This is a genomic window from Klebsiella sp. K47, assembly GCF_051858335.1.
In the GTDB taxonomy this organism is placed as follows: Bacteria; Pseudomonadota; Gammaproteobacteria; order Enterobacterales; family Enterobacteriaceae; genus Klebsiella; species Klebsiella pneumoniae.
Genome location: NZ_JBPYUI010000029.1, coordinates 37,458 through 58,628 on the forward strand (window position 1 = coordinate 37,458; position 21,171 = coordinate 58,628).

Annotated in this window: 18 protein-coding genes and 1 pseudogene; 10 read left to right on the plus strand and 9 right to left on the minus strand. The window is 61.1% G+C overall.

The window, feature by feature from the left end; translation table 11 throughout:
• Positions 1-3: 3 nt before the first annotated feature.
• On the minus strand, positions 4-3,531 hold the full coding sequence (gene nifJ, locus RRF55_RS22780) for a pyruvate:ferredoxin (flavodoxin) oxidoreductase (protein ID WP_064153543.1): 3,528 nt from the start codon (positions 3,529-3,531) through the stop codon (positions 4-6).
• A 362-nt stretch (positions 3,532-3,893) separates the two neighbouring features.
• Here nifJ and RRF55_RS22785 point away from each other — a divergent pair, with 362 nt between their 5' ends.
• Complete coding sequence (locus tag RRF55_RS22785; RefSeq protein ID WP_004140155.1) at positions 3,894-4,157, plus strand: putative hemolysin; 264 nt, start codon at positions 3,894-3,896, stop codon at positions 4,155-4,157.
• A gap of 45 nt (positions 4,158-4,202) precedes the next feature.
• On the opposite strand, the gene hslJ is transcribed toward RRF55_RS22785, so the two are convergent.
• The 3 genes from hslJ to RRF55_RS22800 all read right to left on the minus strand — a co-directional run bounded on the left by hslJ (position 4,203) and on the right by RRF55_RS22800 (position 6,403).
• Entirely contained in the window at positions 4,203-4,643 is a 441-nt protein-coding gene (hslJ, locus tag RRF55_RS22790) for a heat shock protein HslJ (protein WP_002902513.1), read from the minus strand.
• Between the two features lie 122 nt (positions 4,644-4,765).
• Positions 4,766-5,755 (minus strand): 2-hydroxyacid dehydrogenase, encoded by a 990-nt coding sequence (locus tag RRF55_RS22795; protein WP_002902515.1) that lies wholly within the window; start codon positions 5,753-5,755, stop codon positions 4,766-4,768.
• A gap of 147 nt (positions 5,756-5,902) precedes the next feature.
• The gene (locus RRF55_RS22800) at positions 5,903-6,403 is read right to left on the minus strand and encodes a DedA family protein (protein WP_002902516.1); all 501 of its coding nucleotides are present in this window, start codon (positions 6,401-6,403) and stop codon (positions 5,903-5,905) included.
• Between the two features lie 206 nt (positions 6,404-6,609).
• Here RRF55_RS22800 and RRF55_RS22805 point away from each other — a divergent pair, with 206 nt between their 5' ends.
• The 3 genes from RRF55_RS22805 to RRF55_RS22815 are packed head-to-tail and all read left to right on the plus strand — an operon-like array spanning position 6,610 to position 9,762.
• Positions 6,610-9,249, plus strand: coding sequence for a YdbH family protein (locus RRF55_RS22805; RefSeq protein ID WP_032414842.1), 2,640 nt, complete (start codon positions 6,610-6,612; stop codon positions 9,247-9,249).
• Entirely contained in the window at positions 9,246-9,431 is a 186-nt protein-coding gene (locus RRF55_RS22810) for a YnbE family lipoprotein (RefSeq protein ID WP_002902519.1), read from the plus strand. The genes RRF55_RS22805 and RRF55_RS22810 overlap by 4 nt, the downstream gene beginning before the upstream one ends.
• Before the next feature lie 7 nt (positions 9,432-9,438).
• Positions 9,439-9,762, plus strand: coding sequence for a YdbL family protein (locus RRF55_RS22815; protein WP_002902522.1), 324 nt, complete (start codon positions 9,439-9,441; stop codon positions 9,760-9,762).
• Here the strand turns inward: RRF55_RS22815 and feaR are convergent, their stop codons facing one another.
• Positions 9,763-10,665, minus strand: coding sequence for a transcriptional regulator FeaR (feaR, locus tag RRF55_RS22820; protein ID WP_004151588.1), 903 nt, complete (start codon positions 10,663-10,665; stop codon positions 9,763-9,765).
• A gap of 235 nt (positions 10,666-10,900) precedes the next feature.
• On the opposite strand from feaR, the gene RRF55_RS22825 reads away from it, so the two are divergent.
• Positions 10,901-12,400 carry an aldehyde dehydrogenase family protein gene (locus RRF55_RS22825; protein WP_004140136.1) on the plus strand — a complete coding sequence of 500 codons (1,500 nt, stop codon included), beginning with the start codon at positions 10,901-10,903 and terminating at the stop codon, positions 12,398-12,400.
• 124 nt (positions 12,401-12,524) lie between these two features.
• A pseudogene (locus tag RRF55_RS22830) lies at positions 12,525-13,416 on the plus strand (oxidoreductase).
• 17 nt (positions 13,417-13,433) lie between these two features.
• Here RRF55_RS22830 and RRF55_RS22835 read toward each other — a convergent pair.
• Genes RRF55_RS22835 through RRF55_RS22850 form a run of 4 tightly spaced genes read right to left on the minus strand, consistent with a single transcriptional unit; the run spans position 13,434 to position 17,444 of the window.
• Positions 13,434-14,165 carry a class II aldolase and adducin N-terminal domain-containing protein gene (locus tag RRF55_RS22835; RefSeq protein ID WP_016947239.1) on the minus strand — a complete coding sequence of 244 codons (732 nt, stop codon included), beginning with the start codon at positions 14,163-14,165 and terminating at the stop codon, positions 13,434-13,436.
• A gap of 5 nt (positions 14,166-14,170) precedes the next feature.
• Positions 14,171-15,001 carry an ABC transporter substrate-binding protein gene (locus RRF55_RS22840; RefSeq protein WP_016947240.1) on the minus strand — a complete coding sequence of 277 codons (831 nt, stop codon included), beginning with the start codon at positions 14,999-15,001 and terminating at the stop codon, positions 14,171-14,173.
• A gap of 23 nt (positions 15,002-15,024) precedes the next feature.
• Positions 15,025-15,897: a phytanoyl-CoA dioxygenase family protein gene (locus RRF55_RS22845; protein ID WP_016947241.1), complete on the minus strand. Its 873-nt coding sequence runs from the start codon at positions 15,895-15,897 to the stop codon at positions 15,025-15,027.
• A gap of 26 nt (positions 15,898-15,923) precedes the next feature.
• Complete coding sequence (locus RRF55_RS22850; RefSeq protein WP_087830518.1) at positions 15,924-17,444, minus strand: amino acid ABC transporter permease/ATP-binding protein; 1,521 nt, start codon at positions 17,442-17,444, stop codon at positions 15,924-15,926.
• A gap of 488 nt (positions 17,445-17,932) precedes the next feature.
• Between RRF55_RS22850 and RRF55_RS22855 the strand changes: the two genes are divergently transcribed.
• From RRF55_RS22855 to RRF55_RS22870, 4 genes are all read left to right on the plus strand, one after another.
• A complete protein-coding gene (locus RRF55_RS22855; protein WP_004190428.1) occupies positions 17,933-18,847 on the plus strand; it encodes a LysR substrate-binding domain-containing protein in 915 nt (304 codons plus the stop codon).
• 168 nt (positions 18,848-19,015) lie between these two features.
• Positions 19,016-20,275 carry a flavin-containing monooxygenase gene (locus RRF55_RS22860; RefSeq protein ID WP_032414844.1) on the plus strand — a complete coding sequence of 420 codons (1,260 nt, stop codon included), beginning with the start codon at positions 19,016-19,018 and terminating at the stop codon, positions 20,273-20,275.
• A 24-nt stretch (positions 20,276-20,299) separates the two neighbouring features.
• The gene (locus tag RRF55_RS22865) at positions 20,300-20,734 is read left to right on the plus strand and encodes a RidA family protein (protein ID WP_004190423.1); all 435 of its coding nucleotides are present in this window, start codon (positions 20,300-20,302) and stop codon (positions 20,732-20,734) included.
• The coding region (locus RRF55_RS22870; RefSeq protein WP_191687030.1) for a DUF1028 domain-containing protein at positions 20,731-21,171 on the plus strand (441 nt) is incomplete at its 3' end. The genes RRF55_RS22865 and RRF55_RS22870, both read left to right, overlap by 4 nt.

The window sequence follows — 21,171 nt, forward strand, 5'->3', positions numbered from 1 at the left end:
CGGTTAACCTTCGCTTGGCGATTTCTCCGCTTTGCCAGCCAGCTGGGCGAGGAAGTCATAGCGCTTCTGCAGATCGGCGGCGGCGTCTTTCCATAGCTGCTCCGCCACTTCAGGCTGCTGGGCGTTCAGGCGGCGGAAACGTTGCTCATTAAGCAGCGTCTCGGCCAGCGCGTCTGATGGCGGACGGGAATCTAGCGCCAGCGGGATCTTGCCTTCGTCTGCCCGACGCGGGTCGAAGCGGTAGAGCGGCCAGAAGCCGGTGGCGGTCAGCTGACGCATCTGGTCGTGGCTGAGCGCCAGATCGTAGCCATGCTCTTCGCAAGGGCTATAGGCGATGATCAGCGATGGCCCCGGATAGGCTTCCGCTTCCTGAATCGCTTTTACCGTCTGGTTCAGCTGCGCGCCCAGCGAAATTTGCGCCACATAAACATGACCGTACATCATCATGCTGACGCCCAGATCTTTACGCGCCTTGCGTTTGCCGTGCTCGCCAAACTTAGTCACTGCTCCCAGCGGGGTGGCTTTTGACGCCTGCCCGCCGGTGTTGGAGTAACACTGGGTGTCCAGCACCAGAATATTGACGTTTTCCGTCAGGCTCAGTACATGGTCCAGGCCGCCGAAGCCGATATCGTAAGCCCAGCCGTCGCCGCCGATCAGCCAGACGGATTTCTCCACCAGCGCGTCGGCATCGGTCAGCAGCTCTTCAGCTCCCGCCACGCCGGCCAGCGCCTGACGCAGGGCTGCCACCTGTTCGCGGCGAACTTCCGGCGTCGCCTCGGCGTGCAGCGCCGCGTTCAGCTCTGCCGGCAGCTTGTCGGCGAATTCGCTCAGCAGGCGCATCACGCGCTGGCGATGCTGGTCGACGGTCAAGCGGAAGCCGAGCCCGAATTCGGCGTTATCCTCAAACAGCGAGTTGGCCCACGCCGGGCCGCGGCCGTTGGCGTCGGTAGTGTACGGTGTCGAGGGCAGGTTGCCGCCGTAAATGGAGGAGCAGCCGGTGGCATTGGCAATCAGCATTCGGTCGCCGTAGAGCTGGGTCAGCAGTTTGATATACGGCGTTTCGCCACAGCCCGAGCAGGCGCCGGAGTATTCAAACAGCGGGCTAATCAGCTGCGAGGTGCGAATATCAATGCGCTCAAGTTTGCTGCGGTCGATTTCCGGCAGGTTGAGGAAGTACTCGTAATTGACCTTCTCCTCTTCCACATGCTCCAGGCGGGACATCATATTGATGGCCTTGATCTCCGGGTTCTGGCGGTCTTTTGCCGGGCACACTTCGACGCACAGGTTGCAGCCGGTGCAGTCTTCCGGGGCGACCTGCAGAACGTATTTCTGCCCGCGCATATCGCGGGATTTCACATCCAGCGAATGCAGGCTGGCAGGGGCGTTCTCCATCTCTTCCGGGGCGACCACTTTGGCGCGGATCGCCGAGTGCGGGCAGGCGGCGACGCAGTGGTTGCACTGAGTACACAGCGCTTCCTTCCAGATGGGGATCTTTTCGGCGATGTTGCGTTTCTCCCAGCGGGTGGTGCCCATGGGCCAGGTGCCGTCCGGCGGCAGGGCAGAGACCGGCAGCGCATCGCCGAGCCCGGCCAGCATCGCGGCGGTGACCGTTTTGACGAAATCCGGCGCGGCGTCGGAGACCACCGGCGGGCGGTTCGGACTGCTGGCGTTCACTGGCTGGAGCGGTACTTCTGCCAGTGATTCACGGGCCAGGGCCAGCGCCTGCCAGTTGCGCTCCACCAGCTCCTGACCTTTGCTGCTGTAGCTTTTGGCGATGGCTGCCTGCAGTTCCGCCAGCGCGCTATCACCCGGCAGGATCTGGGTTAAATGGAAAAAGGCCATCTGCATCACGGTATTAATGCGCGCCCCGAGGCTGCATTCGCGGGCGATCTTTGCCGCGTTGACCACGTAAAAACGCGCTTTTTTCTGATTCAGGGTGGCCTGGACTTCCTGGGGCAGGCGGGACCAGACCTCATCGGCGCTGTACGGCGTGTTGAGCAGGAAAATGCCGCCGGGCTTCAGCCGCTCGGCCATCTGGTATTTATCGATAAACTGCAGCTGGTGGCAGCCGACGAAATCAGCCTGCGAAATCAGATACGATGAACGAATCGGTTTTTCGCTGACCCGCAGATGCGAGACGGTGAGGCCGCCCGCTTTCTTCGAGTCATAGACAAAATAGCCCTGGGAGAACCATGGGGTCGAGTTGCCGATGATTTTGATGTTGTTTTTGGTAGCTGACACGCTGCCGTCGCTGCCGAGGCCGTAGAACAGGGCCTCGAGCTTGGCCTCTGCCGGCAGGGTATTTTCGCCCAGCGGCAGCGACAGGTTGGTCACGTCATCATAGATCCCGACGGTAAAGCGCGGCTTCGGCTGGGCGGCCTGCAATTCACTGAATATCGCCAGCACGCATTCCGGACCAAACTCCTTGGAGGAGAGACCGTAGCGGCCGCCGATAGTGCGCGGTAGCGTCTCGCGCTCGCCGCGGTTAAAGGCTTCCGCCAGGGCGGTCATCACGTCGAGGTAAAGCGGTTCGGCAAGCGCGCCGGGTTCTTTGGTGCGATCCAGTACGGCAACCGCGCGGGCGCTTTCCGGCAGCGCCGCCAGCAGGTGGGCGGCGGAGAACGGGCGATAGAGGCGGACTTTTAGCACGCCGACTTTCTCGCCGCGACTCAGCAACTCATCGACCACCTCTTCGCAGGTGCCGATGGCTGAGCCCATAATGACGATCACGCGCTCTGCCTGCGGGTGGCCGTAAAACTCAAACGGTTTGTACTGACGGCCGGTGGCGGCAGCGAAATCGTCCATCGCTTTCTCGACATGGTCATACACCGCGTCGTACCACGGATTGGTGGCCTCCCGGGACTGGAAATAAGTGTCGGGGTTGGCCGAGGTTCCGCGGATCACCGGGTGTTCCGGGTTGAGCGCGCGCTGGCGATGCTCAGCGATCTTATCCTGCGGCAGCAGGGCGCGAATGGTGTCATCCGCCAGCGGGGCGATTTTGTTGATTTCGTGCGAAGTACGGAAACCATCAAAGAAATGAATAAACGGCACCCGGCTTTGCAGGGTGGCGATATGCGAGATCAGCGCGAAATCCTGCGCTTCCTGGACGCTGCTGGCGCACAGCATGGCGCACCCGGTCTGGCGGACGGCCATGACATCGGAATGGTCGCCGAAGATCGACAACGCATGGGTAGCGACAGTGCGGGCGGCGACGTGCAGCACAAACGGCATCAGCTGGCCGGCCAGTTTGTACAGGGTGGGGATCATCAGCAGCAGGCCCTGCGATGAGGTAAAGGAGGTGGAGAGGGCGCCGGTCTGCAGCGCGCCATGTACGGCGCCAATGGCGCCCGCCTCCGACTGCATTTCGACCACGCGGGGAACATCGCCCCAGACGTTTTTCAGCCCATTGCCGGCCCAGGCGTCAGCCTGTTCCGCCATCGTTGAACTGGGCGTGATCGGGTAGATGGCGATAACTTCACTGGTGCGAAACGCGACGGAAGCGACCGCGCCATTACCATCAATCGTAATCATATGAAGACACCCTTACATTGCGCAAAAGAATGGACGCGTGAAACCGCGACGCGCCCTGTAATTATATAAGGGGTAGTTTAGCAAACCGCTGACCCCGCCATTTTTGCATTTGTGTCCTCAATGCGCCGGGTACCCGTGACCAGATCAATATTTTGCGTGGTTCGCGGAGAAAATGGCTGCCTGCCGGGAGATGAACCACCTGCGCCGGGCGACATGGCCGAGGCAGATCAAGCTTTAGGCGAAAATTTGCTAGAAAATGTTAATGAGGCGCATAAATACGTACTTCCCCTCTCGACGCCGCCCGCCACGCTGCCTATTATTCTGGGGTTTGCTTTTTTAAGACGTTTCCGAGGGGAGAGAGAATGCGAGCTGCGATGTTAGTAGGATGTGCGGCGCTGTTGCTGTCCGCGTGCAGTAGTGAACCCGTTCAGCAGGCCACGGCGGCGCACGTCACGCCGGGAATGCGGGCGGCGATGAGCGACGCCGGTCAGGCCAACTGCGCCATGATAGGCGGCTCGTTATCGGTGGCTCGTCAGCTCGATGGTTCGGCGATTGGCATGTGCGCGCTGCCGAACGGCAAACGCTGCAGCGAGCAGGCGCTGGCGGGTGGCAGCTGCGGCTACTAACAGCGGCCCCGTCGCGGGGCAGCGTCAGCGGCACCTCAACGCCGGCTAGTGCATCAGGTCGGCGAGCTTATAGACCAGCGTCTGGTCGGCGGTCGCCAGCGTCAACTGGTTTTCCGTCAGATCGACCTGCGCACCCTCGCGCAGCATCTTGTCGATCGTCGCATCCAGGGTATTGAGCTGGGCGTCGTGGCACAGCATCCGGGTCATCGCCAGCGATTTGACCTTCAGCTCGCCGTCCGACACTTTACCTTCCCCGCTAAAGCCGTTGCACATATTGCCGGATACATACATCTTGCCGGTAATAGCCATCTTCTCACCGAAGCTCAGCTCCAGCGGCCGGTCGCTGGCGTTGACCGCCTGGCCGTTGACGCTGGTCAGCACGAAACGATGATGCTGCAGCTGTTCCGCACCGGTGGACACCTTACTGTTATAGACACAGCCGGACAGCAGCATACCTGCCGCCAGAAGCGCCGCAAATTTGTTCATTTTCACTCCAAAACAATCATATAACTAATAAAACCAAGCCAGTGTAACGGTATCGCAGCAGGGATCTGTGGGGATTATCTGAATGTGCTCCCCCCGGGAGAGGAGCACAAAAGGGAAAGGCGTCAGACGATGGCGTTCGGACAGGTTTCGCCGTTGGCGACCTGCTGCAGGTTACCCAGAGTGGTCTCCGAAATGCTGATCAGCGCCTCGGCGGTGAGGAACGCCTGGTGGCCGGTAAACAGCACGTTATGGCAGGCGGAGAGGCGGCGGAAGACATCGTCCTGGATCACGTCGTTGGATTTGTCTTCAAAGAACAGATCGCGTTCGTTCTCATAAACGTCCAGCCCCAGCGCGCCAATTTTCTGGTGCTTCAGGGCGTCGATGGCCGCCTGAGAGTCGATCAGGGCGCCGCGGCTGGTGTTGATCACCATCACCCCGTCTTTCATCTGATCGAAAGCTTCGCGATTGAGCAGGTGGTAGTTTTCGTCGGTCAGCGGACAGTGCAGGGAGATCACGTCCGATTCCTTGTACAGCGTGGCGAGGTCAACATATTCCACCCCCAGCTCCAGCGCGGCGGCGCTTGGGTACGGGTCGAACGCCAGCAGGCGCATGCCGAAGCCTTTGAGGATCCGCAACATCGCTACGCCAATTTTCCCGGTGCCGATCACCCCGGCGGTTTTGCCGTACATGGTGAAGCCGGTGAGGCCTTCGAGGGAGAAATTGGCATCGCGGGTACGCTGGTAAGCGCGGTGGATGCGGCGGTTAAGCGACATCATCATACCGATCGCATGCTCAGCGACCGCTTCCGGAGAGTAAGCTGGAACGCGCACGACGCGCAGGCCAAGCTCCTTTGCCGCCTCAAGGTCGACGTTGTTAAACCCGGCGCAGCGCAGGGCGATATATTTCACCCCGTGGGCCTTCAGCTCTTCCAGCACCGGGCGGCTGCCGTCGTCATTGACGAAGATACATACCGCTTCGCAACCGTTGGCGGTTTTGGCAGTCTTCGCTGTCAGCAGGAAATCGAAGAATTCCAGTTCAAAGCCGTATGCATCATTAACGTGCTGCAGGTACTTTTTATCGTACTGCTTCGTACTATAAACCGCGATTTTCATAAGACTTTTCTCCAGTGATTATACCGTCACGGTAGCATATTTAAAATAATCGTACAATTATTAAAAAATAGTTTAATGAGAGGGTGCTAATCCTAATTCTAGAGCATATCGCGGACTTGCGGAATCTCTTTGAAAGACAAAGTTTTTTCACCACAAACTGAGGCTGAAAGCGCCGGGGGCGAGCAGCAGAAGCGGCCACAGCAGACCGGAGCTGACGTTAGCCAGCTGAAACGACCACAGCGGCAGACTGCTGGCGCCGCTAACGAAGGGCAGCGTAGCCCTCAGGGGAGAGAGAAAGCGGCTGAAAAAGATAGCCCACGGGCCATAGCGCTGAAAGAAGAGGCGGCTGCGGGCCAGACGCTCGGCGGTCAGCCAGCGTAGATGGGTGAGGCGATGACGGTAGCGAATGCCCAGCCGCCACGATAGCCAGAATCCGCCGATGGCGCCGAGGCTGGCGCTGGACCACATTAACAGGAAATGTCCGAGGCTGGCGGAAGCGAATGTCCCCAGCAGCAGCAGGCCGGAGGTGCCGGGGATTGCCAGCGAGACCAATGCGCAGGATTTAGTGAAGGTAAGCAGAAAAACAATCAGCAATACCCATGGATAGTGGTCCTGTGCGCTCTCTATGAGCGAGATAATTAACGACACCGCCTCTCCCGCAAGCTATTCCCGTCTGGCTGGAGTGTGGCAGGGGCGACTTAAACAACAGTTAAATGATAATGGCCGAACGTCGCGCCGCGAGTCCGGCTGGCAACTATGCTTTAACAGGCCGTAAACTTTCACTCACTGGTCGAACGTGTCACAATGGACGCCTTTCGGCTTTTACTTATGTTGAATCAGGATATTAACTGCCCATGAAGGGTAAATATAAAGCCGCCATCGCGCTGGTGTTAGTTCTGGTGTTATTGCCGCTAACCCTGCTGTTGACGCTAACCCACTGGGTGCCGACGCTGGCGGGCATCTGGCTGCCCGTGGGCACGCGTATCTCTTTGCAGGAGAGCCCGCGCCTGACGCGGTCGGCCCTGCTGATCCCCGATCTGCGTTATCTGGTGGGCGACTGTGAAATCGCCCGGGTGACCGATGCCCGTCTCTCGCGTCCCAGCCGCTGGCGGCTGCATATTGGCCAGCTGGAGATCAACAGCGCCTGCCTGAGCAAACTGCCGGCCAGCGATCCCTCTCCCGGTTCACCGCGCACGCTTGCCGAATGGCAATCGATGTTGCCCTATAGCTGGTTAACCATTGACAATCTGCGGCTGTCGCCGTGGGAGAAATGGCAGGGGCGGCTGGTAATGTCATTAACGCCTGCGCAGCAGGATATCGGCTTTGCCGGGAAGGAACTGAGTCTGCAGGCGCGCCTGCGCGGCCAGGCACTCACCGTCAGCCAGTTCAGCGCCCGGCTGACTGACGATCAGCCGCCGGTGAAGCTGGTGGGGACCTTCCATCTGCCGCTGGTGCCGGATGGTCTGCCGGTCGACGGTCAGATGCAGGGCACCTTCGAATTCCCGCAGACTGCGGAATGGATCGATGCTGAGCTCGAGTGGCAGCACAATCGCGGCCAACTGCTGGTCACCCCGCGGGGTGAGGTAGAGCCTATTCTGGACCTGCCGTGGGAGATCACCCCGGAGCGGATCACTATCAGCGACGGCCGCTGGCGCACCCGTTACGAGGCGTATCCGCTGCGCGGGCGGGTGGCGCTGTCGGTGGGTAACTGGCAGCAGGGCACCGAACAGATGATCGTCAGCGGTCGCCTGAATGTTCTCACCGAGGGGCATGCCGGGAAGGGCAATGCGGTACTGAATATTGGTCCGGGCAAGCTGAGCATGGATAACAGCGATCTGCCGCTGCGGCTCACCGGCGAGGCCAAGCTGGGGGAGATGATACTATACGCGGCGCTGCCGGCTCAGCTCAGCGGGCCGCTGATCAGCCCGCAGCTGGCTTTTCACCCCGGTGCGTTGCTGCGCTCGCGCGGGCGGGTGATCGACGCGCTGAATATTGACGAAATCCGCTGGCCGCTGGCCGGGGTTAAGGTCACTCAGCAGGGCGTCGATGGCCGCCTGCAGGCGATCCTTCGCGCCCATGAGCAGCAGATGGGCGACTTTACGCTGCATCTGGACGGTCAGGCGAGCGATTTTCTGCCCGACAGCGGCCGCTGGCAGTGGCGCTACTGGGGCGAGGGACATTTTACCCCGATGCAGGCGCGCTGGGATGTGAAGGGCAGCGGGGAGTGGCGCGACAATGCTATTACCCTGAGCAGCCTCTCCACCGGCTTCGATAAGCTTGAGTACGGCACAATGCGGGTCAGCACCCCGCGTTTGACCCTCGAGCAGCCGATCCGCTGGCTGCGCGATGCTGAGCATCCGCGCTTGACCGGCGCGCTGTCGCTGGACGCCGCCAAAACCACCTTCTCCGGCGGCAGCTATCTCCCGGCCTCAACGCTGAAATTCGCCCTCGACGGTCGGGACCCGACGTGGTTCCAGTTCACCGGCGCCCTGCATGCCGAGGCTATCGGTCCGGTGCGTCTGTCCGGGCGCTGGGATGGCGAACGGCTGCGCGGCCAGGCGTGGTGGCCAAAACAGTCGCTAACGGTGTTCCAGCCGCTGGTGCCGCCGGACTGGAAGATGAACCTGCGTGAAGGCAGTCTCTACGCGCAGGTGGCCTTCTCGGCGGCAGCCGGGCAGGGATTTGAGGCGGGCGGCCATGGCGTCCTGAAGGGCGGCAGCGCCTGGATGCCGGATAACCAGATCAACGGCGTCGATTTCGTCCTGCCGTTCCGCTTCAGCGACGGTCACTGGCAGCTGGGCATCCGCCGCCCGGTCTCCCTGCGCATTGGCGAAATCGTCAACCAGGTCACCGCGCGTAATCTGACGGCGGACCTGCAGGGCACCTGGCCGTGGAGCGAGGCCAATCCGCTGCAGCTCAGCGACGTCAGCGTCGATCTGTTAGGCGGGAAACTGACGCTGCTGCAGCTGCGTATGCCGCAGCGCGACCCGGCGTTGATCCGCCTGCAGCATATCTCCAGCAGCGAACTGACCAGCGCCGTCAAGGTGAAACAGTTCGCCATGTCCGGCGCGGTGAGCGGCGCGCTGCCGCTGTGGCTGGAGAATAATCAATGGATCATCCACGACGGCTGGCTGCGCAATGACGGACCGATGACCCTACGGCTGGATAAAGACACCGCCGATGCGCTGGTGGCGGATAATGTCTCCGCCGGGGCGGCGATTAACTGGCTGCGCTATATGGAAATCTCCCGCTCGTGGACGCAGATTAACCTCGATAATCTGGGCGTGTTGACGCTTAAGGCCAGCATCAACGGCACCAGCCGGGTGGAAGGGAAAAACAGTACCGTGCATTTAAACTACGCTCATGAAGAGAATATTTTCGACCTGTGGCGCAGTTTGCGCTTCGGCGACAATTTACAGGCGTGGCTCGAGCAGAATGCTACGCTGCCCGTACGGCGCTGTACGGACGGTAAGACATGTAAGGAACCTAAATGAAGAAGCTGTTACTGGCCATGGCGGCGTCGATGCTGCTCGCCGGCTGTACGCCGCGCATCGAAATCGCGGCGTCGAAAGAGCCCATCACCATCAATATGAATGTCAAAATTGAGCATGAGATCCATATCAAGGTCGATAAGGATGTGGAAAACCTGCTCAAATCCCGCAGCGATTTGTTCTGAGGCGACGATGAGAAAACGACTGTTAACCGCGGCGCTGACACTGGCTTTACTCAGCGCGCCCGCGCTGGCGTTGACCCTGAGCGAAGCGCGCCAGCAGGGACGAGTGGGGGAGACGCTGAACGGCTATCTCGCGCCGCTGCGTCAGGATAAAGAGACGCTGGCGCTGGTAAAGCAGATTAACGCCGCGCGCAGCGAAAGCTACCAGCAGCTGGCGGATGACAACAATCTGCCGGTGGATGAAGTGGCGAAAATGGCCGGGCAGAAGCTGGTGGCCCGCGCGCAGCCCGGGGAGTACGTCCAGGGATTGAACGGCCAGTGGCTGCGCAAATAATTAGCGACAGCGCTTGCGGTATTCCCCCGGGGTGACGCCAAAGCGCTGCTTAAAGGCGGTGGAGAAATGGCTGTGGTCGCTGAAGCCCCAGCGGTAGCCGATCCCCGCCAGCTTTTCATCGTCATGGACGTTCTGTAACGCCTGGGCACACAGATCCAACCGCCGGTTCTTAATATACTGCGCCACCACCAGCCCCTGGTCGGCAAACAGCCGGTACAGGCTGCGTACCGACATGCCCGTCTCGCTGGCCAGCCACTCCGGGCGCAGATGCTCCGACTGAATGGACGCATCGATTAACGCAATAATCTTCTGAAACTGCTTTTCCCGCCGGGAAGGGGCAGGATCGCGCTGATGCAGCACCGGGCGCAACAGGCAGGCGATCGCCTCCAGCGCGGCTTCGCTCTCGCTGGCGGAGAGCGTCGTGCCGCCCATGCTTTCCAGCAGCAGTCGCTGGCTGAGCTGGACCATTGGCAGAGATTTGTCCAGCCGGCAGGCGGTAGTGATGTCCCCTGTGGGCGCCACCCGCTGGCGCGGCAGCAGCAGCGAGGCCTGACGCGAGGTCTGCTGCCAGACGATGGAGCATGGGCGGGCGGCGTCGATTAACGTGATATCGCCTGCCGCCAGCGTCACCTGGCGATCGTCCTGTTCGAGGATGGCTTCGCCGGCGAGCTGAAACACGGTATAGAACCAGGCGTCGTTATCGCGTTTTATCTCATTGCGCGTGCGGTAGAGATTGACGCCGGCGGCGGTGACGGTACTGACCTTGAGGCTGCCGGCGTAGCGGGCGTCAATCTCGCCGTGGAAACTCTCCTCCAACGGCCGGGCGGCGAAATGGCCGCAGACCTGATTGATCGTCGCCAGCCAGCGCTGATACGCCAGCCCTCCCTCTGCCGTGGTCATCATTCGCCCTTCTCCTCTAATAACAATGTTTCCGCATTGTTGCATTTGTGTCGCCTCAGGCAAGGGCGCGATGGCGGGTATATGAAAGAACTATTACCCGCGGCACATTTCTGCGAGGGCAGACGACGGAATTGCGGCGACTGTCACAGCGGCGCAAACGAATGTCACAGAGAAAAAAGCGCCAACCGCCAACCAGACATAGACTGAAAGCACTATCCGCGATGAATAAGGAAAGGGTATGTCCACCTCACAGATAGCGCTGCTTGCCAGCGTCCAGCAGTTTTTAGACCGTCAGCATGGCCTGTATATCGACGGCGCCCCCTGCGCCGCGCAGAGCGAAAACCGGTTAACCGTCTGGGATCCGGCCACCGGGCAGGCGATTGCCACCACCGCCGACGCCAGCCCGGCGGATGTCGACCGGGCGGTGATGTCCGCCTGGCGCGCTTTTGTCGATCGCCGCTGGGCCGGGCGCACCCCGGCTGACCGTGAACGCATCCTGCTGCGTTTTGCCGATCTGGTGGAGCAGCACGGCGAAGAGCTGGCGCAACTGGAAACCCTCGAGCAGGGGAAATCCATTGCCATCTCCCGCGCCTTTGAGGTCGGCTGCACCCTGAACTGGATGCGCTACACCGCGGGGCTGACCACCAAGATCAGCGGCCGGACGCTGGACGTTTCGATCCCGTTCCCGCAAGGGGCGCGTTACCAGGCGTGGACCAAAAAAGAGCCGGTCGGGGTGGTGGCGGGCATCGTTCCGTGGAATTTCCCGCTGATGATCGGCATGTGGAAGGTCATGCCGGCCCTGGCGGCGGGCTGTTCGATCGTCATCAAACCCTCGGAAACCACCCCGCTGACCCTGCTGCGGGTGGCGGAGCTGGCGACCCAGGCGGGCATTCCTGACGGGGTGTTCAACGTGGTCACCGGCAGCGGCGCCGGCTGCGGCGCGGCGCTGACCGCCCATCCGCAGGTGGCGAAGGTTAGCTTTACCGGCTCGACGGCGACCGGGAAACAGATTGCCCGCGTGGCTGCCGACCGCCTGACCCGCGTGACGCTGGAGCTGGGTGGCAAGAATCCGGCGATTGTGCTCAAAGACGCCGACCCCCAGTGGGTTATTGAGGGGCTGATGACCGGAAGCTTCCTCAATCAGGGGCAGGTCTGCGCCGCCAGCTCGCGGATCTACATCGAAGCGCCGCTGTTTGACACCCTGGTCAGCGGCTTCGAGCAGGCGGTGAAATCGCTGCAGGTGGGGCCGGGGATGCAGGAGACGGCGCAGATCAACCCGGTGGTCTCCCGGGCCCACTGCGACAAGGTGGCGGCCTACCTCGAAGAGGCTCGCCAGCAGAAGGCAGAACTCATCAGCGGCAGCGCCGGACCAGATGCGGGAGGGTACTATATTCCGCCAACGCTGGTGGTAAACCCCGACGCCGGACTGCGTCTCAGCCGTGAGGAGGTTTTTGGCCCGGTGGTGAACCTGGTGCGAGTGGCCGATGGCGAGGAGGCGCTGCGCCTGGCCAACGACAGCGATTTTGGTCTGACCGCCAGCGTCTGGACCCGCGATCTGACCCAGGCCCTGAACTACACCGACCGTCTGCAGGCGGGAACGGTATGGGTCAACAGCCATACCCTGATTGACGCCAACCTGCCTTTCGGCGGCATGAAGCAGTCTGGTACCGGCCGCGATTTCGGCCCTGACTGGCTCGACGGCTGGTGCGAAACCAAATCCGTCTGCGTGCGCTACTAGCCCTCCGTCGGGGAAGGCGAAAGGCTTTTCCCGACGCGCCCCTTGCCGACTTCCGGTCTTTCTCGCTACTGTGGAGGGCAATCTTTGCCTAATCTGGGCGGTGAATCATCAGGAGGTCTTCGGCATGACAGCATTTCCTAAGGTTGCGCTAATTGGTCCCGGCGCCATCGGCACCACGATTGCCGCCGCCCTGTTTGAGAGGGGGAGGGCGCCGATGGTCTGCGGGCGTACCGCCCATTCGGCGCTGGTGCTGCGCACTGACGAGGGTGAGATCGTGGTGCCCGGCCCGGTGCACACCGACCCGATGGCGATAGCCGCCCCCTTCGACCTGGTCTTTGTCGCGGTGAAAACTACCCAGACGGAGGCCATCGCCCCCTGGCTGACGGCCCTGTGTTCCCCCTGACACCGTGGTGTGCGTGCTGCAAAACGGCGTTGAGCAGCGCCAGCAGTTTGCCCCCTTGACCGGCGGCGCGACGGTGCTGCCGTCGGTGGTCTGGTTCCCGGCGCAGCGCGATGCCGGTGCCTCTGTCTGGTTGCGCGCCACGCCGCGCCTGACGCTGCCGGATCTGCCGGGGGCAGAGCGGGTGCAGCAGGCGCTGGCGGGAACCCGCTGCGCGGTGGACCTGGCGGCTGATTTTACCACCGTGGCCTGGCGCAAACTGTTGCAGAACGCGGTTGCCGGTCTGATGGTGCTGACCGGACGCCGCGCCGGGATGTTCGCCCGGGAGGACATCACTGCCCTCGGACTGGCTTATCTGCGCGAATGCCTACAGGTGGCGCGGGCGGAAGGGGCCGCCCTGAGCGACAACGTGCCGGAGGAGATTATCGCCGGCTTTCACCGGGCGCCTGCCGACTTAAGCACCTCGATTATGATCGATCGCCTGAATGGCCGACCGCTGGAGTGGGATATTCGTAACGGCGTGGTGCAGCGTCGCGGACGTCAGCACGGCATTCCGACGCCGCTCAGCGATATCATCGTGCCGCTGCTGGCGGCGGCCAGCGACGGCCCGGGCTGACCCGGGCTGGCGCGGGGTTAGTCCACCAGCGAGGGATCGAGGTCGATCATCAACTGCTTCATCTCGGCAAAGTGCTGCCTGGAGAAATCGGCAATCTTCTCCCAGTCCTGGGCGGTTTTTTCCGCCACCGCGTCTGACAGCACCTTCAGCGGCTGGCCGGTTGACCAGGCGGTGATCAGGATCTGACAGGCGCGCTCCAGGGTCCAGATATCGTCGAACGCTTCGCCGATGTTCGGGGCGGTCACCAGCACCCCATGGTTGCCCATCAGCAGACGGCGTTTATCTGCCAGCAGCCCCGCCAGCCGGGCGCCTTCTGCCGCGGTGTCCGCCATCCCGCCGTACAGGGTATCGACGGCGACCCGGTTAAAATAGCGGGCCGTGTTCTGGTCGATGGGCAGGATCTGCGGCGTCGCCAGACAGGCGAGGCTGGTGGTGTACACCGGGTGCAGATGCAGCACCACCCGCACGTCGGGCAGTCGCTGATGGATCTGCCCGTGGATGGCCCACGCGGTGGCATCGACGTCAGGGCGCGCGGCGCAACGTTCATCATCGGCGTTCAGCACCAGCAGATCGCTGGCGCGGATGCGCGAAAAGTGTTTCCACTTCGGGTTGAGTAAAAACGTTTTCCCGTCAGCGGAGAGCGCGGCGCTGAAATGGTTGGCCACCGCCTCATGCATGCCGAGATGGGCAATGATGCGAAAGGTGGCCGCCAGGTCGATGCGGATCTGCTCTTCATCGGAATCGCGCATGGGCATTACTCCGCTTTCGGCATCAGGGTCTGCAGATCCTCTTCCGTCGGCGCCTGGAAGTGATATTTCTTCAGCAGGGCGGCATATTCCGGCGTCGCGCTGTATTTTTTCAGCGCCTCTTCGAGGGCGTTTTTCACCTCCATGTTGCCTTTTTTAACGCCAAAGCCGTTCAGCACCGGATAGATCAGCGTGTCAGAGGAGATAACCACCCGGTTGCCCAGCTTTTCCACCACCCCGCGCGCCACGGCGGCGTCGGTGATCTGCGCATCCACTGCGCGCGACAGCAGCGCCTGAGTGGTCTGCGGGTCGGTGGTATAGACGCTCAACGCAATTGGCTTCAGCCCTTTCTTCACGCAGTAGTCGGCGGAAAGCTTCTGCAACTGCGCCAGCCACGAGGTGGCGCCCATCGAGCCGATTTTATGCCCGCAGAAGTCTTCCGGCGTCTTAGGCTGGTAGTCGCTCCCTTTGCGGGCGAGGATCGCCTCCCCGCTTTTCAGGTACGGCACCATGTCGATCACCTTCAGGCGCTCGGCGGTAATGTACATCGACGAGTTGGTGATATCGAAGCGCCCGCCCTGCAGCCCGGGGATCAGGTTGGGGAAGCGGGTATCGATATTCACTGCTTCACGGCCCATGCTCTTCGCCAGGCCGTTGAGCAGTTCAATATCAAACCCCGCCGGCTTATTGTTCTCCATGTACTCGTAAGGGAAAAAGGTCATGTCCGAACCAGCGGTGATCTTACCGCTTTGCTGGAAGGCCAGCGCGTTCAGGGATGTCAGAGCCCCCACTGCGCAGAGCAGCAGAGCCAGCGGGCGTGGTGCGAAAAAGCGTGTCATAAAACCTCCGGAGTGTGGGCGAATTACATGCTGGCGCGATCGGTACCGGCCTGCTGAACAAAAAACGAAGCGCCGCGCGGCTTCTGCGGCAGGCGAAGCTGGTTATCGGTGCTGCGCACCAGACCGCTCTCTTCCCCGGCCACCAGCTGGCCGGCATGGCGGCTCGGCAGCGGGTTTTCGCCGAAGGGCAGCGCATCCTCGGCGGCGTAGACGCTGATGAACAGGGTGCGCGGCAGGGCGGTCTCGTTGGGGCTGGAGGCGTGCAGCAGGCGGGTATGCATAAAGCAGACCGAGCCCGCCGGGCCAAAACAGGCCTGCGGCTGCTGGCAGTGCGTCGCCACCACCTCATCATCCACCGCCCCCGTGAAGCGCCCCTCCTGCCAGTGGGTCCACAGCGGCCCCTGATGGCTGCCCGGCACCACGTTGAGCGGGCCATTCTCCGGCGTCACCTCGCTGACCATCAGCAGAGCGGTGATGATGTCGTCATTGCTGTGTGGGGTGAAGAGGAAATCCTGATGCCATTTCACCTCGGTGGCGGTGTGCGGCAGCTTGGAGTTAATTTTGCTGTGATGAAAGCGGGTGCCGCTGCCGCCGATCAACTGCGCGGCGATGGTAGCCATCCGCGAATTCAGCGCAGTATGGCGATAGGCCTCGGAGATCTCCGTCGGGGAGGCGACCCGGCGCAGCGACGGATGGTCGGGAGCATGGTCGCGTTCGATATCGAAACGTGGCCGCCCGTCGAGGGTTTCTCCCCACGCCGTCGCGTGGCGGCGGCTCTCCTCGACCCAGCCGTCGAAATCGCTCTGCAGGGCGGCGATGTCAGCGCTGGAAAGCACTTCTTCGACCACTAGAAAACCCTGCTGATGAAACTGATCAATTTGCCACTGCGCAATCATAGTTTTTCCTCTTCACGTTCCGATAGTTAAGCCAGAGAAACATCTTTCAGAAAGGCCTCGACCCGCGGGTGATGCCCGCTACGCATCGCCTGCGGCGTGTCATCGCACACCACCCGGCCTTTCTCCATAAACACGATCCGGTCAGACACTTTGAAGGCGAAGTTCATCTCGTGGGTGACGATGACCATCGTGATGCCTTCGTGGGCCAGGGATTCGATAACCTGCAGCACTTCATTCACTTTTTCCGGATCCAGCGCCGAGGTGGGCTCATCGAACAGCATGATCTGCGGACGCATCATCAGGGCGCGGGCGATCGCCACCCGCTGCTGCTGTCCGCCGGAGAGCTGGTGTGGATACTTCCAGGCGTGCTCCAGCATGCCCACTTTGTGCAGCAGTTCGCAGGCGTGCTGGCGCAGCTCCGCGTCACTTGCCAGATGGTGATAGCGCGGGGCCAGCAGCAGATTGCCGAACACGGTCAGATGCGGGAACAGGTTAAAGCTCTGGAACACCATGCCGATGTTCAGGCGATGTTCGGCATTCTCCATAAAGCGCGGCTTCTGCTGCCCCTGGCGGTCGAGGTGAATAAAGGGTTGGCCGTTAATCTGAATTTCGCCGTTATCGATCTGCTCAAGACCGTTCAGCAGGCGAATGAGGGTGGTTTTCCCCGAGCCTGACGGACCGATGACCGAGACCACCTCGCCGGGCTGGATCTGCAGGCTCACCGCCCCCAGCACTTCGACGTTGTTGTAGGCCTTATGCAGCTTAGAGGCCTGCAGTGCCGGCTCATGACTCTGGGTGACGCTGCGCGCCATCGCCGGGCGGCGGGCGCTGGCCAGCCGCTGCATCTCGGCATCTACCGGACGAGCGGTATTGCGCTGGGTTACGTCAAGGTAGTTCTCCAGCCGTTTCAGCAGAAAATCGAACACCGTGACGATAAAGATGTAATAAAACGCCACGGCCGTCATCGTCTCCATGACCAGAAAGTTCTGCGAGTAGAGCTGCTGGCCGACCATCAATATTTCGGTCAGGGAGATCACCGACACCAGTGAACTGAGCTTCACGATGGCGATATATTCATTGGCCAGCGCCGGCAGGGCGACGCGCAGCGCCTGGGGGATGATCACCCGCCACTGGATCCCGGCGTAGCGCAACCCCAGGGCCCGCGCGGCTTCGCTCTGCCCTCGAGGGATGGAGATCAATCCGCCGCGGTGGATCTCGGCGATATAAGCCGCTTCGCTGAGAACCATCGCCAGCAGGCCGGCCCAGAAGGGATCGTTCAGCACCGGGGCGAAGGAGGGCAGCGCCTGCGGCATGTTGTAGACAAAAATCAGCAGGACCAGCAGCGGCATACTGCGAAATAACCAGATATACAGCCGGGCTGGGGTGGATAACCAGCCGCGCGGCGACTGTTTGGCCAGCGCCAGAATAAATCCGAGCACAATACTGCAGCCCCAGGTCAGCAGACTTAATTTAATGACGGTCCAGGTGGCCCACCAAAAATCGGCATCGCTGAGCAGGCTTAACATGTAGTTCCAGTTAAACGTCATGGGCTATTTCACTCGTCATAATTATCAAAAATTAAAGTGGCTCGGCTGTGCCGTAATGGGGAGCCACCGGTATTCATCGTGCGAATACACTATGCTGGCAGGATGCTTTCAGAGGCAATTAGTAAATTTTTGGCCTTTAAGTTTAAAAAAACTATACAACGATATTAACGATATGGAATTTAAAGTGATTGCTGAGATACTTTGTGTAAACAATTTAAAAACAATGACAGTAATTCAATAACGCCATTTTGTGGGGGAAGGGTATTTTGCGCGAAACTGGGGCAGCTGCTGCCTGTCTGGCGTGCAGCGTGGCGCATGATGGTGCAACGGCGGAAATAAACCACGCGGGCGTAGAGCAATAATAAATATTGCCGCCCCTTGTCGGGCAACGCGCCGCTCTTTTCCGGGGGTGGCACGCGGATTGCTTGGGACTTAGAGGAAAACTATTCCCCACGTGCGCCGGACCATATTTTATCAATGGTGATGCTATGAACCGATTTACCCTGAAGCAGCTCAAATATTTCGTCACCGTGGTGGAGACGGAGAGTATCGCCGAGGCCTCCCGCCAGCTGCACATTGCGCAGCCGTCGATTTCGATTGCCATCAAGAATCTGGAGAGCACCTTCGACCAGCAGCTGTTTATTCGCCACCACGCGCAGGGCGTTTCGCTCACCTCCAGCGGTCGGCGGATCTACGATAAAGCGAAAGAGCTGCTGCGCCTGTCCTGGGAGTTCGAACAGAATTCGCGAGCGGATAAAGAGCTGGTTTCTGGCATGATCTCCATCGGTTGCTTTGAATCGGTGGCCCCGCTGTATATGCCGAAGCTGGTGGCCGGGTTTAAGAAATGCTATCCGGAAATCACCCTGCATCTGTACGACGGCGAACAGCATGAGCTGATGCATGGCCTGCACCGCGGCCGCTTCGACCTGGCGCTGGTCTACGATCTGGAGCTCGGCCATTCGATCAATAAAGAACGGCTCAATGCCCCGCATAAACCCTACGCGCTGCTGCCCGCCGCGCATCCGCTGGCGCAGAAGGCGCAGGTGACGCTGCAGGAGCTGAGCCGTGAGCCGATGATCCTCCTCGATGCGGTCCCCAGTAAAAATTATTTTATCTCCATCTTTAAGGAAAAGGGTTATCACCCGGAAGTGGCTTACAGTTCCCCCTCCATTGAAATGGTGCGCTGTATGGTGGGTCAGGGGTTGGGTTTTTCGGTACTGGTCACCCGGCCCTGCTGCGACATGACCTACGATGGTGAAAGAGTGGTGCAGCGGGATATTGCCGACGAGATGCCCGCCTCGACCTTAATTATGGCGCATCTCGCGAATAATGAGCCCACGCGGCCGACGCAACTGTTTATGGATTATTGTCGCAGCATCGAATTAACCCCAACTCACGCCTGAAATAACGCCTGTCGATCCGGCAGGCATTATTTTTTGTCGTCACTCAGCCTCGCAAAATTCTATTCAGTCGATCGTTTTATAATATTTTACCAATTCGTCACAGTTAAATAACCTGAAAGCCGTCAATTCCGGCGACGTCGTCGGCAACTGTGCTTGAAGGATAGCGAAATGACTGAACAGATTACCGAGATCGATACCCTGGTGGTGGGCGCGGGGCAGGCGGGCGTCGCCATGAGCGAGCATCTGACCCGGCTGGATATCCCCCACCTGGTGCTGGAAAAGCAGGGTATTGCCCAGGCCTGGCGCAGCGGACGCTGGGATTCGCTGGTCGCCAACGGCCCGGCCTGGCACGATCGGTTCCCGGGGATGGTGTTCCCGGACTGCCCGGCAGACAGCTTTGTCGGCAAAGAGCAGGTGGCAGACTATTTTGCCGCCTATGCCCGCAGCTTCAATGCGCCGATCCGTACCGGGGTGGAGGTTTTCAGCGCCGAACGCCTCGTCGGACGGCCGGGCTTTCGTATTGACACCTCGCAGGGGGGGATTGAAGCGCAGCGGATCGTAGCGGCCACCGGGCCGTTTCAGCGGCCAGTGATCCCGGCCATCGCCCCACAGAGTCAGGCTATTCAGCAGCTCCACTCCGCGCACTATTTTAACCCGCAGCAGCTACCGGAGGGCGGTGTGCTGGTGATTGGCGCAGGATCCTCCGGCGTGCAGATTGCCGATGAGCTACAGCGAGCCGGACGCGCGGTGTGGCTGTCGGTGGGAGCGCACGACCGCCCGCCGCGTCGCTATCGTCAGCGCGATTTTTGCTGGTGGCTCGGGGTGCTGGGAATGTGGGATGCCGCGGCCAATGCGCCGGGTAAAGAGCATGTCACTATCGCGGTGAGCGGCGCGCGCGGCGGCCATACCGTCGATTTTCGCCAGCTGGCGCATCAGGGGGTCACGTTAGTGGGGCAGACCCGCGGCTTTGACGGTGACAAAGCACTGTTTCACCCCGACCTGGCGGAGAATATCCGCCGCGGCGATGCCTCCTACCTTGCGCTGCTCGACGCCGCGGACGCGTGGGTGGCCCGCAACGGCATGGACCTGCCCGAAGAGCCCTCCGCCCGCGAATTTCTGCCCGATCCGGCCTGCGTTACCGACCCGCTGCTCAGTCTCAATCTGGCCGAGGCCGGGATCTGCACCATCATCTGGGCGACGGGCTACACCACTGACTATCGCTGGCTGAAGGTCAACGCCTTCGATGACGCACAGCGGCCACAGCATCACCGCGGCGTATCGACGGAGCCGGGCGTCTATTTCCTCGGCTTGCCGTGGCTCTCGCGGCGCGGGTCCACCTTTATCTGGGGCGTCTGGCACGATGCCAAATATATTGCCGACCAGATCGCCATTCAGCGCCAGTACCAGCGTTACCAGCCGTCCTGTTAACCGTTTTCCTTAAGGAGTGCTTTGATGCCAACTCATACCCGTATTCGCATGTTTAACACCAAAGAGACCTACCCGAACCAGGCGCTGAACAACGATCTGTGCCAGGCGGTGCGGGCCGGCAATACCGTCTACGTTCGCGGCCAGGTTGGCACCGACTTCGCCGGCAATCTGATTGGCCTCGGCGACCCGCGGGCGCAGGCGGAGCAGGCAATGAAGAATGTTGAACAGTTGCTGAAAGAGGCGGGAAGCGACCTCTCGCATATCGTCAAGACCACTACTTATCTGATCGATCCCCGCTATCGCGAGCCGGTCTATCAGGAGGTGGGCAAATGGTTAAAAGGTGTCTTTCCCATCTCCACCGGGGTGGTGGTGTCGGCCCTCGCGCAGCCGCAGTGGCTGATGGAGATTGACGTTACGGCGGTGATCCCTGACGACTGGCAGGGGGAGGCAGCAGAATGACTCTCTCTATTAGCGCCCGCTGCCCGGAATCAGGTCAGCTCGGCATTGCCATTAGTTCGTCGAGCATGGCCGTGGGATCGCGCTGTCCGTGGCTATTGCCCGGCGTCGGCGCGGTCGCCAGTCAGAACATAACCCTGCCGTCGCTGGGGCCGCAGATCCTCAGCGCGCTCGAAGCGGGGGCCAGCGTTGAGCAGGCCCTGAACCTGGCCCTGGCGGAGGATCGCTTCCGCGAATATCGCCAGGTCGCGGCGATTGACGCCAACGGCGACACGGCGGTGTTCAGCGGGGAGTTCACCCTCGGGATCGGCGGCGCCCTGGCGGGGGATAACTGCGTGGCGGCGGGTAACATGCTGGCCGGTCAGGGGGTAATCGCCGCGATGGTGGGCGCCTTTGAGGCCGCCACCGGAGAGCTGGCCAGCCGGCTGCTGGCCGGGCTG